Source organism: Proteiniborus sp. MB09-C3 (genome assembly GCF_030263895.1).
Lineage (GTDB): Bacteria > Bacillota > Clostridia > Tissierellales > Proteiniboraceae > Proteiniborus.
The window spans coordinates 1,561,570-1,578,187 of the sequence record NZ_CP127161.1; the positions used below are offsets into that span (position 1 = coordinate 1,561,570).

At 33.9% G+C, this 16,618-nt stretch carries 12 protein-coding genes; 11 read left to right on the plus strand and 1 reads right to left on the minus strand.

The annotated features are described in order from the left end of the window. The first annotated feature begins 15 nt into the window (after positions 1-15). From QO263_RS07495 to QO263_RS07545, 11 genes are all read left to right on the plus strand, one after another. Positions 16-1,221, plus strand: coding sequence for a M20 family metallopeptidase (locus tag QO263_RS07495; RefSeq protein ID WP_285628334.1), 1,206 nt, complete (start codon positions 16-18; stop codon positions 1,219-1,221). Between the two features lie 250 nt (positions 1,222-1,471). Beyond that, positions 1,472-2,698, plus strand: coding sequence for an FprA family A-type flavoprotein (locus QO263_RS07500; protein ID WP_285628337.1), 1,227 nt, complete (start codon positions 1,472-1,474; stop codon positions 2,696-2,698). A 370-nt stretch (positions 2,699-3,068) separates the two neighbouring features. Continuing rightward, the gene (locus QO263_RS07505) at positions 3,069-5,240 is read left to right on the plus strand and encodes a PAS domain-containing sensor histidine kinase (protein WP_285628340.1); all 2,172 of its coding nucleotides are present in this window, start codon (positions 3,069-3,071) and stop codon (positions 5,238-5,240) included. Positions 5,241-5,253: 13 nt separating this feature from the next. After that, the gene (locus QO263_RS07510; protein WP_285628343.1) at positions 5,254-6,573 is read left to right on the plus strand and encodes a sigma-54-dependent transcriptional regulator; all 1,320 of its coding nucleotides are present in this window, start codon (positions 5,254-5,256) and stop codon (positions 6,571-6,573) included. Positions 6,574-6,740: 167 nt separating this feature from the next. Further along, complete coding sequence (locus QO263_RS07515; RefSeq protein ID WP_285628346.1) at positions 6,741-7,925, plus strand: CaiB/BaiF CoA transferase family protein; 1,185 nt, start codon at positions 6,741-6,743, stop codon at positions 7,923-7,925. A gap of 16 nt (positions 7,926-7,941) precedes the next feature. Beyond that, on the plus strand, positions 7,942-9,489 hold the full coding sequence (locus QO263_RS07520) for an acyl-CoA carboxylase subunit beta (RefSeq protein ID WP_285628349.1): 1,548 nt from the start codon (positions 7,942-7,944) through the stop codon (positions 9,487-9,489). A gap of 13 nt (positions 9,490-9,502) precedes the next feature. After that, on the plus strand, positions 9,503-9,877 hold the full coding sequence (locus QO263_RS07525; protein WP_285628352.1) for an OadG family protein: 375 nt from the start codon (positions 9,503-9,505) through the stop codon (positions 9,875-9,877). A 58-nt stretch (positions 9,878-9,935) separates the two neighbouring features. After that, entirely contained in the window at positions 9,936-10,334 is a 399-nt protein-coding gene (locus QO263_RS07530; RefSeq protein ID WP_285628355.1) for a biotin/lipoyl-containing protein, read from the plus strand. A gap of 32 nt (positions 10,335-10,366) precedes the next feature. Next, the gene (locus QO263_RS07535; protein ID WP_285628358.1) at positions 10,367-11,548 is read left to right on the plus strand and encodes a sodium ion-translocating decarboxylase subunit beta; all 1,182 of its coding nucleotides are present in this window, start codon (positions 10,367-10,369) and stop codon (positions 11,546-11,548) included. A 24-nt stretch (positions 11,549-11,572) separates the two neighbouring features. Next, positions 11,573-12,808: an SLC13 family permease gene (locus tag QO263_RS07540; RefSeq protein ID WP_285628361.1), complete on the plus strand. Its 1,236-nt coding sequence runs from the start codon at positions 11,573-11,575 to the stop codon at positions 12,806-12,808. Positions 12,809-12,944: 136 nt separating this feature from the next. Continuing rightward, positions 12,945-14,996 carry a methyl-accepting chemotaxis protein gene (locus QO263_RS07545; protein WP_285628365.1) on the plus strand — a complete coding sequence of 684 codons (2,052 nt, stop codon included), beginning with the start codon at positions 12,945-12,947 and terminating at the stop codon, positions 14,994-14,996. A gap of 107 nt (positions 14,997-15,103) precedes the next feature. On the opposite strand, the gene QO263_RS07550 is transcribed toward QO263_RS07545, so the two are convergent. Then, positions 15,104-16,429, minus strand: coding sequence for a GerMN domain-containing protein (locus QO263_RS07550; protein ID WP_285628368.1), 1,326 nt, complete (start codon positions 16,427-16,429; stop codon positions 15,104-15,106). Positions 16,430-16,618: the final 189 nt, after the last annotated feature.

Genomic DNA, 16,618 nt, shown 5'->3' on the forward strand with positions numbered 1-16,618 from the left:
ACGAGGAGGTTTACAATGAAATTAAGAGAAAAAGAACAATTGATGAAAGAAATAATTGACGAGATAGAAGACAAGAAACAAGAGTTAATTGAAACATCAAAGTATATATGGAACAATCCAGAAATAGGCTATGAAGAGTTTAAAGCTAAAGATATTCTAATAAGTGTATTAGAAAAAGAAGGATTTGAAATACAGAGAGATGTGGGGAATGTAGCTACTGCATTTACTGCTGTTAAAAAAGGAAAAGGGGAAGGGCCTAGAATAGCCATAATGTCAGAATATGATGCATTACCTGAGATTGGACACGCATGTGGACACAATCTGTTTTCAGTGGCTTCAATTGGAGCAGCTTTGGGAATAGCAAAGGTAATTGACAAAATAGACGGAAGTGTGGTGGTAATTGGAACACCGGCAGAGGAAGGTATAGTACCCAATTCAGGTGGTAAAGCAGTTTTGATTGAAGAAGGCGTATTTGAAAATATAGATGCAGCAATGATCTGCCATGCAGAGGGAAGGACAATAGTGGAGAGGCTATTAGTTGCTTCAGCATCCATAGAAGTGATATTTACTGGAAAAGCAGCTCATGCAGGGGGGCCTCCTCATGAATGGATTAATGCATTAACAGCTGGGTTATTAACTATAAACAATATAAATGCTATTCGTCAGCAGTTTTTACCTAGAGTAATTGTCAACCCGATTATTACTGAAGGAGGAATTACAGTAAATACTATTCCAGACAAATGTGTTGTTAAGTTAAGCATTAGAGCTGATAGAAGAAATGTATTATTGAATGTAATGGATAAAGTGGAGAACTGCATAAAAGCTGCGGCAATGGTTACAGGCTGTAATTACAAAATAGACATGGAGAAAAGAATATATGAGGATTTAATCCCCAACCATGAATTATCTCTTGCTTTTAGAAATGCACTTAATGTATTAGGTGTAGATTATATTGAAAGAGAAGAAGCAAACTATGCATGGGACGCAGGGAATGTAAGCTACGTATGTCCTACTATTGCTCCTTATATCAAGATAGGAAGCGAAAAGCTGGTAGGTCATACAGAGGACTTCAAAAAGGCAAGCAATTCAGAAGAGGGATTTGAAGGAATGATTATAGGAGCTAAAGCTATGGCCTTGACTACCTTTGATTACCTCACTTCACCAGATTTAAGAGAAAGGGCAAAGGAAGAGTTTCAAAGAAAGATATCTTCAAACAGTTAATAATGGGAAAAAATATAAATAGCAGGCTAGTAAGGCCTGCTATTTATGTTTGTATAGTATAACTGAATAATATTAGTGTCTCCAGTGATTGCTAGATAATAGTGTCAAATGAACTGATTGATTAATACTGGAAATAGAGGGTAAAAGAAATATATAATAGAAAAACGATAAAAATGCAGATATTAAGGATATATTTTATAATATATATATAATGAAAGTTATTTTGTGATGTTGCTAGGAGGGGCTATTTATGAATGTAACAAAGGTTGCTGAAGATATTTATCAGCTTTCTGTGAATGTAGATAACATATTATTTGAAGGTCTATGGGAAATTCCAAATGGGGTTTCACTAAATTCATATATAATTAAAGGAGAAAAAACAGCAATTGTAGATGGAGTATGTGGTTGGGATGGAGTTCCAGAAAGTCTGTTTGCATTATTAGATAAACTTAATATTGCACCAGAAACTATTGAATACTTGATAATAAACCATATGGAACCAGATCATTCTGGGTGGATTGAAGATTTTAAGAAAATAAACTCAAGCTTTAAGATCATATGCAGTGAAAAAGCCTCAGAATTATTAGGTGCCTTTTATGGACATACAGAGGATATCACCTGTGTTACAGACAATGATGTTTTAGATTTGGGAAACAATCATATACTTAAATTTTTTGAAATACCTAATGTACATTGGCCAGATACAATGATTACTTTTGATACACTGACAGGAACCTTATTTTCATGCGATGCCTTTGGCTCATTTGGTAGTGTTACAGATTCAAATTATGATGATGCACTTGGTGATGATGAAATTGATTTTTATGAAAAAGAAGCAGTAAGATATTATTCAAATATCGTAGCAGCTTTTTCAATGCCAGTTAAAAAGGCAATTGATAAGTGTTCTGCTCTGCCTGTAAAGATTATCGCACCCGGTCATGGAATAGTCTGGAGAAAAAATCCTAACAAGATTGTAGAAGATTACTCTAGATACGCATCCTATCAAAAAGGTCCAGCGAAGGATGAAATAACAATAATCTGGGGATCTATGTATGGAATGACAGAAAAAGCAGTGAATCATGCCATTAAGGTACTAGAACAAGAAAAAATCAAATTCCATGTCCATCGTGTTCCAGATACTTCATGGGGAACAATACTAGCATCAGCTTGGACATCAACAGGAATAATCCTTGCTATGCCTACCTATGAATATAAGATGTTTCCTCCGTTAGCAGCAGCTTTAGAAGAGCTGGGAAAGAAAAAGGTATTTAACAGAAAAGCCTTTAGATTTGGTTCTTACGGCTGGTCAGGTGGAGCTCAAAAAGAATTAGATTATATCATGGATAAGTATTGTATGAAATGGGATTTCTTAGAGCCAGTGGAGTTTAAAGGAAATCCAAGGGATAATGATTTAGAATTAATTGAAATTAGGATTAAAGCCCTAGTGAATGAAGTAAGGACATTAGTGAATAGTTAATGAATAAAAGCTACTAGTATAATTGCTAGTAGTTTTTCTGTCAGTATGAAGAATACTAGTGTTACTAGCTATAAAGTACAATCCAGATACTAGATTCCTTGGCTAGTGTTTGGAGTAGCTTTATTTAGCTGGGAAGCATCTGTTCCGTTAAATAGTTTATTGTAATATATTTAAGTATTATCTATAATAATATTAAGCTAGTCTATCCAATATTTATCAGTTTCGAAAATCTTACTCATACAAGAGGGATTAGAAATTGTATCATTTCCAAAATAACAAACTCAGTTCCAGTAACTTAGTCATATGTAAAATATTTAGATGAAGTCAGCATTTGGTTTAACTAGGAGTTACTTTATTATGTGCTAAGGGGGTGCAGGATATAAAGAAGATAAGCTTAAAGATCAAAATTCCTTTAGTAATAGTGATGTTTTCTATAAGTTCTCTTTTTATCACAGTGTTTTTGATACAGAATGTTACGTCAAAACACATTAAAGATGATATTTTAAAAAAGAATTTAACAATTTCAGATATGTTAGAGAAACATATATACCTTTATCTTCAGAATGCAAAAGAAACGGTTAATACTGCTGCTAATTATGCAACTGAAAATCACTATGATATTGAAAAAATAAAGGCGGAAATGTTTAGGACTTATGATAACTTTAAGTACTTCGACTTAATGTTTCTTCTAGATATGAAAGGAAACATGCTCTTTTCTAAACCTGAAAATACAAAGGCCTATGCTGAATATAATTATTCTGATAGGGATTATTTTGAGATGGTTATGAATACTAAGGACTCATATATAAGCAATCTACACGTAAGTAGAGTACTAGGACAGCTACACTTTCTCATTGCTGCCCCAGTTTTCGATAGAAATGGAAAGGTAATAGGAATAATAGGGGCTGGCATACCTTTGTCAAATATTAAACAAGTAATAGAGGAAATACAAAATAACTTTGATGGTAAAATATATGTTGTGGATCAGAGGGGAACCTTATTAATTGACCCAGATATAAAGAATATAAAGACACTTAATAAAATAGAAAATTATACAGTATCATTTAAAAATACAGAATCTACGCTATATGAAGTCATGCAAGGCAATATAAAAGATATACTGAAATACAGAAAAGGTAATGAAGAATATTACAGTGCAGTAAGCTTCGTAGAAGAAGTAAGTTGGATGATATTAGCTGAACAATCTGAAAAAGCAATTCTTAAAGAAATGACATGGCTTAAGTCAAAACTAAGAGATATATCATTACTAATCATTGCTGCTACCTTGACTATAGGATTAATGTTTGCACAAAAAATATCTAGTCCATTGGAAAAGCTAGTTAAGGAAGTTAGAAAGCTAGGGTATAATCATGAGAATGTTGATCTTATCCTTATAGAGTCTAATGATGAGGTAGGGGAGTTAGCCGTTGCTTTTAATGATATGAGTATAAAGCTCAAGGAAAATATGAATAGGCTCAAGGAATCTTATAATAGAGAAAATCAAATTAGACAGTATCTAGATAATATTCTTAAAAGTCTTGTAAGTGGAATAGTAGCTATTGATGAAAATAATATCATAACTATTTTTAATAATGCTGCTGAAGAAATAACTGGGTTTAAGAGAGAGGATTATATAGGAAATGACATATTTATTTTTTTTGAAGATACAGGTATTTTTTTAGACAAGGTTACTAAAGAAATCTTAAATGGAGAAAAGATAATAGTAAACCTAGAAAGAAATGTAAGAAAAGCCAGCGGGGATACTATTCCTATTAATATTTCTATTTCTCCAGTACTTGACGATAATCTAAAAGTAATTGGAATCATATACCTTTTTAACGATGTATCTAGGGCGAAAAAAATGGAGGAAGAACTGAAAAAGCTAGACAGAATACATATTTTAGGAGAACTATCAGCAGCGTTGATACATGATATTGGAAATCCATTAGCAGGAATGGGAAACTTATTAGAAATCTTAAATGCTAATTTGGATGACGAAGGATTAAGGGAAGAAATATTTAAAATGTTGAACGAAGAGATAAAAGACTTAAACGATCTTATTGTGAATTTCTTAAGCTTTTCAAGAGAGGCCAGCATAGATAGAAAACCAACTAACATAATAAACCTTGTAGAGGATGTAGTAAGTTTACTTAAACCTGAGATTATAAATAAAGGCATTAAGCTTGAAAAGAATTATATAGCTAAAGAAAAGTGTATGGCAAGAATAAACAGAGCTAATATAAAGCAAGCGCTAATTAATATTTTGGTTAATAGCATACAGGCTGTAGATGAAGAAGGAATTATATCAATCATTGTTGAAGAATATATAAATAAAGTGAGCATTCATATAATTGATAATGGAGTGGGAATACAAGAAGAAGATATGAGCAAATTATTTGAACCCTTTTATACGTCTAAAAAAGGTGGGACAGGCCTTGGGCTTCCAAGTACTTTTAAAATAATTAAAGAGCACGAAGGTGTTATCTCAGTCAAAAGTGAATTTGGCAAGGGCACCAAAATTACAATAGAATTAAAAAAGTAATGGGGGAAGATGTATGAAGATACTGATAATTGATGACGAAAAAAGCATAAGGTTTTCACTTAAAACTAGTTTACGAAAGCTTGGTCTTGAAGTGTACGATGCAGAGACGGGAGAGGAAGGACTAGAGCTTTTCAAGGCTCATTCCCCTAAATTAGCTATTGTAGATATAAAATTACCTGGGATAGATGGCATAGAAGTCCTAAAAAACATGAAGAAATTAGATCCAAATTGTATAGTGATAATGATAACATATTTAGGAGAAGTAAGATTAGCTGTAAAAGCTATGAAAATAGGGGCCTATGATTATTATACTAAGCCTTTTTCTCTAAAAGAGATAAGTCAAGCTGTGGAAAATGCTTGCAAATACATAGATATGAAAGAGCAGTTAGATAAGCAATCCTATGAGGTTGAACTGATAGGTAAAAGTAATGCTATTGAAGAGATTAGAAGTACAATAGGTACAATTTCTAGATTAAGTATGGACACTTGTATATTGATTCAAGGGGAAAGCGGAACAGGAAAAGAGATAGTGGCAAAGCTTATTCACAAGGGTAAAGGAGAAGAAAAGTCTTTTATTGCGTTGAATTGTGCTGCAATACCTAAGACCTTACAGGAAAGTGAATTGTTTGGCCATGAAAAAGGTGCCTTTACAGGCGCCGCTGAAAAAAAGATAGGGCTTATAGGAAAAGCTGATGGAGGAATTCTTTTTTTAGATGAAATTGGAGAAATGGATTTAACTCTTCAGGCAAAGCTTTTGAGAGTTTTACAAGAAAAGAAATATAGAGCTGTAGGAAGTGTAGAGGAAGTTGAATTTAATGCTACCGTTATTGCAGCGACAAATAAGGATTTAAAGGAGGAAGTGAATAAAGGGAATTTTAGAAAAGATTTGTATTACAGATTAAATGTGATTCTAATACAGATTCCAGCTCTTAGGGAGAGAAAAGAAGAGATACCCTTGCTCATCCAATCTTTTTTAGATGAATATAATTTTAAGCTAAATAAAACGATTGCAGGACTTGATAAAGAAGCTATGAAAGTAATGCTTAACTATAGTTGGCCTGGAAATATAAGAGAATTGAAAAATGCAATAGAGAGAATATGCATTTTTTGTAATGAACAAACAGTTTCATTGAAGGATTTGCCTAAGGAAATCACGGAAAGCTACGGCGAGCAAAAAGAAAAAAAATCCCTCCTTGAATGGTCGGAGAAAGAAATAATATTTTCTTCTTTAGAAAAAAATGAATGGAATATTTTAAAAACGGCAGAAGAATTAGAAATTTCAAGGAGTACTTTAAGGCGAAAAATAGAAAAGTACAAAATAGAAAGAAAATAATATTATTGATAATAGTGGTAAATTTTGAAGCTACAAGGCTCAAAATTTACCACTATTTTATTTTTTGAAAAGTATTGAACTTAGCAAATATCGGACTCTGAGATATAAAATTCATTGGCATAATTCATGCAATATGAGTAATTGAAAAAATATAAGGAGGTAATACTATGATGGCTTTAAAAGGTGTTAAAATTCTTGATTTAACTAGGGTGCTGGCAGGACCTTATTGTACGATGATGCTGGCTGATATGGGTGCTGATGTTTTGAAAATAGAGGTGCCAACAGCAGGTGACGATTCTAGAGCTTTCGGACCTTTTGTTGAAGGTGAAAGTGCATATTTTATGAGCATTAACAGAAATAAAAAAAGCATGACATTAAATCTTAAAACTGAAGAAGGGAAGAAGATTTTAAAAGAGCTAGTAAAAGATTTTGATGTAATTGTAGAAAATTATAAACCAGGCACTATGGAAAAATTAGGAGTGGGATACGACGTTTTAAAAGAAATAAATCCAGATATTATTTATGCAGCTTGTTCAGGATTTGGTCACAGCGGTCCTTATATGAAAAAGCCTGCTTATGATGCCATAGTACAGGCTATGGGCGGAGTAATGAGTATAACAGGTGCAGAAAATGGAGAGCCAACAAGGGTAGGAGCTTCTATTGGAGATATTATAGCAGGTATATTTACAGCTACAGGAGTTCTTACAGCCTTATACAGCAGAGAGAAAACAGGTAAGGGACAAAAAGTAGATGTAGCCATGTTAGATTGTCAAGTAGCAGTGCTTGAAAATGCCATAGCTAGATACTTCATTAATGGAGAGGCACCAAAGCCAATAGGAAATAGACATCCTTCAATAACTCCTTTTGAGTCTTTTGATACAAAGGATGGAAAGATTATGATTGCAATAGGAAATGACAGGTTGTGGGCTAAATTCTGTAAGGTTGCTGGAAGAGAAGAGCTTATTGAGCAAGAAGAGTTTAAAACTAATGGACTGAGAACTAAAAATTATAAAAGCTTGAGGCCAATAGTAGCTGAAATTCTTAAATCTGAATGTACAGACAAATGGTTATCTGTGTTTGACAATGAGGATATTCCTGCTACTGAAATCAATACAATAGATAAAGTTGTAACTAATCCTCAGGTTTTAGCAAGAGACATGATAGTTGAAACAGAGCATCCAAAAGCGGGCAAATTTAAAATGCCTGGAATTCCTGTTAAGCTTTCAGAGACTCCAGGAACAATAAGAACATGTGCGCCAATGCTTGGTCAACATACAGAAGAGATTTTAAAAGAAAAATTAAACCTAAGTGAAGAAGAAATACAGAACTTAAGGGAACAAGGAGTTATTTAAAAAGGAGGGTCTTTAAATGTCAAACATCAAGTTAGACCAGCTACGTTCAGCAAAAGAAAAAATAGCTGAAGGAGGCGGAAAAGACAAAATAGCAAAGCAACACGAAAAAGGAAAACTAACAGCAAGAGAAAGGTTAAACCTATTATTCGATGAAGGAAGCTTCATAGAAGTAGATACTTTTGTAGAACACAGATGTACAAACTTTGGAATGGAAAAAACAAAATCACCAGGAGAAGGAGTAGTATCAGGCTACGGAACAGTAAACGGCAGACTAGTATTCTCATATGCCCAAGACTTTACAGTAATAGGCGGCTCATTAGGAGAAATGCATGCAGCAAAAATATGCAAAGTACAAGACATGGCACTAAAAATGGGAGCACCATTAGTAGGCTTTAACGATTCAGGCGGAGCCAGAATACAAGAAGGAGTAGACGCACTAGCAGGCTACGGCAACATATTCTACAGAAACACCATAGCCTCAGGAGTAATCCCACAAATATCAGTAATAATGGGACCATGTGCAGGAGGAGCAGTATACTCACCAGCCCTAACAGACTTCATATTCATGACAGACAAAACCAGCATGATGTTCATAACAGGACCACAAGTAATAAAAACAGTAACAGGAGAAAACGTAACCCAAGAAGAACTAGGCGGAGCAATGACACACAACAGAACAAGCGGAGTAGCACACTTTATAGATAGCACAGAACAAGAAACAGTACAAAGAATAAAAACACTACTAAGCTACCTTCCATCAAACAACCTAGAAGACGCACCAATATTCGAAACAGGAGACGACCTAAACAGACTAGAAGAAAAACTAAACGAAATAATACCAGACAACCCAAACAAACCATACGACATGAAAGAAATAATAACAGCACTAGCAGACAACGGAGACTACCTAGAAGTTCAGCCATACTTTGCACAAAACATACTAACAGGCTTCATAAGACTAAACGGAAAATCAGTAGGAATAATAGCAAGCCAGCCAAAAGTACTAGCAGGCTGTCTAGACATAAATGCCTCAGACAAAGCAGCAAGATTCATAAGAACCTGTGACGCATTTAACATACCCCTACTAACATTAGTAGACGTACCAGGCTTTCTACCAGGAACAGACCAAGAATACGGAGGAATAATAAGACACGGAGCAAAAATGCTATACGCATACAGCGAAGCAACAGTACCAAAAATAACAGTAATAACAAGAAAAGCTTACGGCGGAGCCTATATAGCAATGTGCTCAAGACACCTAAACGCAGACATAGTCCTAGCATGGCCAACAGCAGAAATAGCAGTAATGGGACCAGAAGGAGCAGCCAACATAATATTCAAAAAAGACATAGAAAAAGCAGAAAACCCAGCAACCACAAGAGCAGAAAAAATAAAAGAATACAGAGACACAATATCCAACCCATATATAGCAGCAGCCAGAGGTTATATAGACGACGTAATAGAACCACAAACAACAAGACAGAGAATAATAAGCGCACTAGACATGCTATCAAGCAAGCGCCAAAGCTTACCATCAAAAAAACATGGCAACATGCCTTTATAAAGAGGTGAAAAAAATGGTATTTCCAGAAATAATAACAGTAAACGACTCATTAATCATAACAGCATTTAGTATGCTACTAGTATTCGCAGCATTAATAATACTATCCTTCACAATAGATGGATTCAGACTAATTACAAACAATCTAGAAAAAAAAAATAAAAGTAAAACCGAGCCTATAGACGAAGCAAACAAACAAGTAACTAGCCCAATAGTAGAAAAAACAACCAACCAAGAAGAAGACACAGAACTAATAGCAGTAATAACAGCAAGCATAGCAGCCATGCTATCAAAACCAGCAAACAACATAGTAGTCAAAAACATAATAAGAATACCCCAAACCACACCAGTATGGGGCAGCATATCAAGACAAGAAATGATAAATAAATAACAAATAAACAACAAACAAATAACAAAACAACCACAAAAAGATATAAGGAGGCACCATAATGAAAAAATTTATAGTAAATGTGAACGGAAAAAGCTACGAAGTAGAAGTAGAAGAAATAGGCGGACAAGCACAACAAACAATATCAAGCCCAGCACCAGCAGCACAACCAGCACAGCCAAAAGCAGCGCCAGCCCCAGCAGCACCAAAAGCAGAAGCAAAACCAGCACAAGCAGTACCACAAGGAGCAGAAATAGTAGAAGCACCAATGCCAGGAACAATACTAGACATAAAAGTAAAACAAGGAGACACAGTCAAAAAAGGACAAGTACTACTAATACTAGAAGCAATGAAAATGGAAAACGAAATAATGTCACCAAGAGACGGAAAAGTAACAGCAATAAACACAACAAAAGGATCATCAGTAAACGTAGGAGATCCACTAGTATCACTAGAATAAGCAAAAACACATCCGAAAGAGAGGTATTCTAGATGTTTTTAGAAATGTTAAAAGGATTCTGGCAAAGCACAGGCTTCGCCGCACTAACATCAGGACATTTAATAATGATAGGAATATCATTAATATTACTTTACCTAGCAATAAAAAAAGGATTTGAGCCACTACTACTATTACCAATAGCCTTCGGAATGCTGCTAGCCAACCTACCACTAGGAGGACTAACAGAAGGACCAATAGTAGAAATAATAAGAGATCCAAACACAGGAGAATTAGTATCCAAAACAAAGCAAGTAGGAGGACTACTATACTACCTATACCAAGGAGTAAAACTAGGAATATATCCACCACTAATATTCCTAGGAGTAGGAGCAATGACAGACTTCGGCCCACTAATAGCAAACCCAAGAAGCATACTATTAGGAGCAGCAGCACAATTTGGAATATTCTTCACATTTGTAGGAGCAATAGTACTAGGCTTCACAGGACCAGAAGCAGCTTCCATAGGAATAATAGGAGGAGCAGACGGACCAACAGCACTATACCTAACAAGCAAACTAGCACCAGACCTACTAGGGCCAATAGCAGTAGCAGCCTACTCATACATGGCATTAGTACCAATAATACAGCCGCCAATAATGAGAGCACTAACAACCAAAAAAGAAAGACAAGTAAAAATGGAACAACTAAGACCAGTATCAAAAACAGAAAGAATACTATTCCCAATAGTAGTAACAATACTAGTATCACTACTATTACCATCAGCAGCAACCCTAGTAGGCTTCCTAATGCTAGGAAACCTAATAAGAGAAAGCGGAGTAGTAGAAAGACTATCAAAAACAGCTCAAAACGAACTAATGAACATAATAGTAATATTCCTAGGAATAACAGTAGGAGCCACAGCCACAGCAGAAGCCTTCTGGAACCTAGGAACACTAAAAATAATAGCACTAGGGCTAATAGCCTTCTCAATAGGAACAGCAACAGGAGTAATATTTGGAAAGATAATGTACAAGCTAACCGGAGGAAAAGTGAATCCACTAATAGGAGCAGCAGGAGTATCAGCAGTACCAATGGCAGCCAGAGTAGCACAAAAAGTAGGACAAGAAGAAAACCCATCAAACTTTTTACTAATGCATGCAATGGGACCAAACGTAGCAGGAGTAATAGGCTCAGCAGTAGCAGCAGGAGCACTTTTGATGTTCTTTGGTGGTTAAAAAATTATATAGGGGGTGTATTAAATGAATATTCAAATTGTGACACTTATTGCTTTAGTGTTAGCCATATTTATAGGCTTTAAAAAGAAAATAAACACAGGATTAGTAGGTATTTTATTTGCCTTTGCCGTTGGACATTTTATGATAGGTCTAAAGGGAAAGGAAATTATAAATGGATGGCCAACAAACTTATTTTTTATATTACTAGGAATGACCTTCCTATTTAGTATAGCTAAAGTAAACGGAACTTTGGAGTTAATATCAAAAAAGGTGTCTTCCCTAGCTAAGGGAAATACTAAGCTTTTACCTATTATATTTTTTATAATGACAGCTATAATATCTGGTCTTGGACCAGGAGCAATAGTAGTTACAGCTCTAATGTCACCAATAGCTATGAAATTAGCTAAGGATGAAAATATACCAGAAATTCTTATGGCTACTATGGTTGTATCAGGGGCAATAGCAGGAGGATTGTCACCATTAGCCTCAGCAGGGATTATAGCAAATACTCTTGGGGCAGAGCAGGGGTTGGATACAGCTAGAAGTGTTTTTTTAAGTACTCTAGTAGTGTCATTAATTTTGGGGGTAGTATTATATATAGTTTTTGGAGGATATAAGCTTTCAAAAAAGGATATTGGAAAGGAATCCTCACATACTTTTAATAAAGAACAAAAGAAAACGTTAATAGTTATATTAATGGTAATAGTAGGAATATTGATTTTCAAATGGGACATAGGACTTACTGCTTTTTCTGGAGCGGTCATACTTCTTCTACTAAACACTGTTGATGAAAAAGATGCAATAGCTGCAATACCTTGGTCTACTTTATTGCTAGTATCTGGAGTAGCAATGCTAGTGAATGTAGTCACAATAGCTGGTGGAATAGATATGCTTTCTAGCTTCCTTGCAAGCATAATGACTGAAAAGACTGCTTCATCTATAATGGCTGTAACTAGTGGTTTGATGTCGGCAGTATCCAGTGCATCTGGAGTGGTTCTTCCTACTTTAATACCGACAGTTCCTAAAATTGTAGAACAGGTTGGAGGAAATGTAAATCCATACTCACTTATAAATTCCATAGTTGTAGGGGCTCACATGGTTACTTTTAGTCCTTTATCTACATTAGGAGCTCTGACTTTAGCAGCAGCTACGGAAAGTAAAGATAAACAGAAGTTATTTGGACAGCTTTTAATTGTAGGAATTGGTTCCGTTATATTTGGCGGATTAATAGGCTTTTTAGGTATATATAATATTAGATAAATATCAACAAAAGCATCTTAGTACCTAGTATAGGATGCTTTTGTTTTATAAAGAACTATAAATAATAATATCAAATGTAGGAAAAGACTGTCAAAGGCGTAATTATTTTATTTGCAAAAAAGGAGAGAAAGCTTTTATGAAAATGGACAGCAGGCAACAAGCTAAGATTAAAAAATCTAGAGGTTTATTTAAATTTAAAACCTTAAAATCAAAAATCATTTCTCTAAATACTAGTATTATATTGATTTTGATCCTCTCTATAGGTGTTTTCTCCTATATATTATTTCAAAATAGCATTGACAATTACATAGATCAGACTTTATTAAACAAAGCAACAGATGCGGCAAACTTAGTAGATGAACGTATTACAAGATACATTGCAAATTTAGAAACTTTAGCAGGCTATGATAGCATCAGTAACCCATATATTGAATGGGAAGATAGAGCTGAGATAATAAACAAAGAAATGGAGCGTTTAGAATATATAGATATTGGAATAATTGATCTAGATGGAAATGTAACTTTTGCTGATGGAAGTAAAGGCAATGCTGCTGGCAGAGACTACTTTGAAAAAGCTAAAGCTGGTGAAAGCTTTATGACAGAGGCATTCTTAAGTAGGAGCAAAGGAATTATGCAAATAACCATAGCTACTCCTATTTTTTATCAAGGAAAAATGGTTGGAGTATTGGCAGCATATAAAAAGGCAGAGGATCTTTATGGAATTATCGACGATGTACAGATAGGTAAAACTGGATATGGATTTTTAGTAAATGAAAAAGGGGAACTTATATCTTATCCAAATAAAGAAGTTGTAGAGTCAGGTGATTTAAACTTAGAAAATATTAAAAATGATGATAAGCATAAAGAACTAGTAGATATGTTTGAAAAAATGATAAGTAAAGAATTAGGAACTAAATCATATTTTCTTAATGGGGGAAAAAATCAAGGAGGCTATGCACCATTAAATACAAAGGATTGGTCTGTAGCAGTAACTATTGCAAGATATGAAATTGCAAAAGATGCAAACAGGCTTCTAGTTATTATTGCTATAATGATAAGTGTATCAATCATTGTGGGAATAGCTTATTCATTAATTTTCAGTAATTCAATTTCAAAAATTGTGAAGACCTCAACAAAGCATATAGAAAAAATTGCTAATCTGGATGTTGCCGGAAACATAGATGCAGATCTTTTGAATAGGTCAGACGAATTTGGAAATATAGCAGTTGCCTATCAAACTGTTATAGAAAATCTAAGAAATTTTGCTTATAAAATAGGGGAGTCCTCTGAGCAGGTGGCAGCCTCATCCCAAGAGTTAACTGCTGTAGCAGAACAAGCGGCTATGTCGGCTGCTAATGTAGCTGAGTCATCAACGGATATTGCAAGGAATTCTGAAAATCAGTTGAAGGATATACTAAATGTAGTAACTGCTATGGAAGGAATATCGGAACAAATTCAAGAAATAACAGCTAATTCTGAAGCTATAAATAGATTAAGCAGTGAAGTATCTGCTAAATCTACTAATGGTAGGTTGAGAATTGAAGAAGTCACGAATCAAATGATAAATATTGCAGAAAGCTCAAGTGAAGTTCTAGATTCTTTAGATGAGGTAAATAGTAGTTCTAAAGAGATGGATGAAATAACAGAGGTTATTAAAACTATTTCTGAGCAAACAAATTTACTTGCATTAAATGCAGCTATAGAAGCTGCTAGAGCAGGAGAAGCAGGAAGAGGTTTTTCTGTTGTGGCAGAGGAAATAAGAAAACTAGCAGAAGAAACAAAGATTTCAACAGATAAGATCTATACTATTATTCAAAAAAATAGCCAAGTAATATCAACAGCCAACGAAAGTATGGCTACTAGCAAAGAAGAAATTGAAAAAGGAAAGGGAGCTGTTAATGAATCTGCTAATTCTTTTAAGGAAATAGCTGATCTTATTGAAAATGTAATTCTTCAGATAGAGAACATAACAAATGCTATTAATCAAGTAGCTTTAGGCGCTGAAAAAGCATTATATGCAACACGTTCAATTGAAAGCATGTCTAAAGATATATCTGAAAATGTACAAAATACTGCAGCAGCAACAGAGGAGCAGACAGCATCTATGGAAGAGATAGCTTCCTTTAGTCAAGGGTTATCTAATTTATCCGAAGAATTAAGAGAGCTGATACTTTCTATAAAAGCATAATAAAAATATCAAAATCCACCATATAGGTGGATTTTAGCATGCAATAAGATATTGTTTATACAAGTAATAGAGATAGAGTTAAACTATATCCCCAATATATATTGAAGTTAGTTTTCTGGATTTATGAATAATGGCCTTGCTATTTCATTGTAAAGATTAAGGCCTGCGAAGTTATTAACTGTTTCTCCATCTACTAGAATCTTTACTTTATTTACTTCCTTCAAACTTGTAAAAGAAAGTATAACAGAGTCAAGCATCATTCTGTTTAAATTATCATTGCTATTATAAGCATTTAAAAAGCTTGAATTGAAAATTACTACTAAAACATCATTTTCTAATCTTGAGCTTAAAAGCTTAACTTCTGATGGAACTGTAGAAGATAGATAGTCATAATTACTATTTTGCAATGAATTAAATATCAAGATGACTTTATCTTCAATTGCCATTTCTTCAGTGAAGCCTTCTATATTGCATTCTACCAAGAAATATCTATTAGGAGAATCGTATGCAAGAAAAGCCTTGTTTTCATTATTAATAGTAAAGGATTTAGTTACATCCTGATCATTAAAAAAGGTCTTAGCCCTATTATAATCTACTAAAAATCTAACATTATCAACCCCTGGGTAACTGGAGAGAGATTTTATAAAGGCATTCATAGCGGCTTCGCTTCTTTCGATATCCTCAGTATACATGCTTTCCTTTGAAGGCAAGTCAACATATGCTGTGTTACCCTTTAATGATACATAATTATAAGCTCCTATGATTGGATTCATATTGAGTCCTAGTTCAAATGCAGGTCCCTTTTTTAATTCTTCCATTAATGTAGTAAGTGGTCTTTTAGTATCATCAATAAATCGAGTAATACCAATTAGCTGTTTGACAGAATTTTTAGCGTCTAAAAAGTGTAGATTTAATGCTATCTTGCCATCTGGAATATTACTTGTTGCAGGTATGTATGGGACATCACTTAGATATTTAATATTAAAAGTCAATGGTTCTATGTTAATTGGATTATCAATTATATTTGGGATGATTTCGATTTTATATTCTCCATTAGGTAAATCTAGAGTCTTTTTGGAAATATCAATATTTACACTATAGGGAGTATCTTTAGTGAATTCTACCTGGGTGGGACTGTTGTGATAGATATTGTGAACTTTATATATTTCTTCATCCTTGTATATCCTTGCAGTGAACTGATGATTTTCATTAAAAATTAAAATAGCATTTTTATTTGTTTTATATTTAATATAAATACTCTCAGGATTTAGTAATATATCGTCTGCTTCGCTTGTAGCTAACAAAGTTATTTCTTCATTATTCTCGTGCATTGTAATACTTTCATCTAAAATAGGACTATAAAATATAGAAATGCCAGAAGCTCCAATGCATATAAGTAATATTATTAACAGATTACCAATAGCCTTTAACATATACCCTCCCCCTCATTCTTGTCCTATATATATAATATCATTTTATACTAAAAAAAGGTATAGATAAACATATAAAATACGTCAAAATGTTGCAAAATATAATATGTTCGCTTAATATGTATATATCAAAATTAAAATAAGGCAGAATTTTTATTTATAATTCTTATTTACTAAATAGGTGAAGATTTT

Excerpts from the sequence above, each read along its gene's own strand:
- QO263_RS07540 (WP_285628361.1), top strand. The coding sequence starts at position 11,573 with ATGAATATTCAAATTGTGACACTTATTGCTTTAGTGTTAGCCATATTT.
- QO263_RS07495 (WP_285628334.1), top strand. The coding sequence starts at position 16 with ATGAAATTAAGAGAAAAAGAACAATTGATGAAAGAAATAATTGACGAG.
- QO263_RS07520 (WP_285628349.1), top strand. The coding sequence starts at position 7,942 with ATGTCAAACATCAAGTTAGACCAGCTACGTTCAGCAAAAGAAAAAATA.
- QO263_RS07550 (WP_285628368.1), bottom strand. The coding sequence starts at position 16,429 with ATGTTAAAGGCTATTGGTAATCTGTTAATAATATTACTTATATGCATT.
- QO263_RS07530 (WP_285628355.1), top strand. The coding sequence starts at position 9,936 with ATGAAAAAATTTATAGTAAATGTGAACGGAAAAAGCTACGAAGTAGAA.
- QO263_RS07545 (WP_285628365.1), top strand. The coding sequence starts at position 12,945 with ATGAAAATGGACAGCAGGCAACAAGCTAAGATTAAAAAATCTAGAGGT.
- QO263_RS07535 (WP_285628358.1), top strand. The coding sequence starts at position 10,367 with ATGTTTTTAGAAATGTTAAAAGGATTCTGGCAAAGCACAGGCTTCGCC.
- QO263_RS07510 (WP_285628343.1), top strand. The coding sequence starts at position 5,254 with ATGAAGATACTGATAATTGATGACGAAAAAAGCATAAGGTTTTCACTT.
- QO263_RS07515 (WP_285628346.1), top strand. The coding sequence starts at position 6,741 with ATGATGGCTTTAAAAGGTGTTAAAATTCTTGATTTAACTAGGGTGCTG.
- QO263_RS07500 (WP_285628337.1), top strand. The coding sequence starts at position 1,472 with ATGAATGTAACAAAGGTTGCTGAAGATATTTATCAGCTTTCTGTGAAT.
- QO263_RS07525 (WP_285628352.1), top strand. The coding sequence starts at position 9,503 with ATGGTATTTCCAGAAATAATAACAGTAAACGACTCATTAATCATAACA.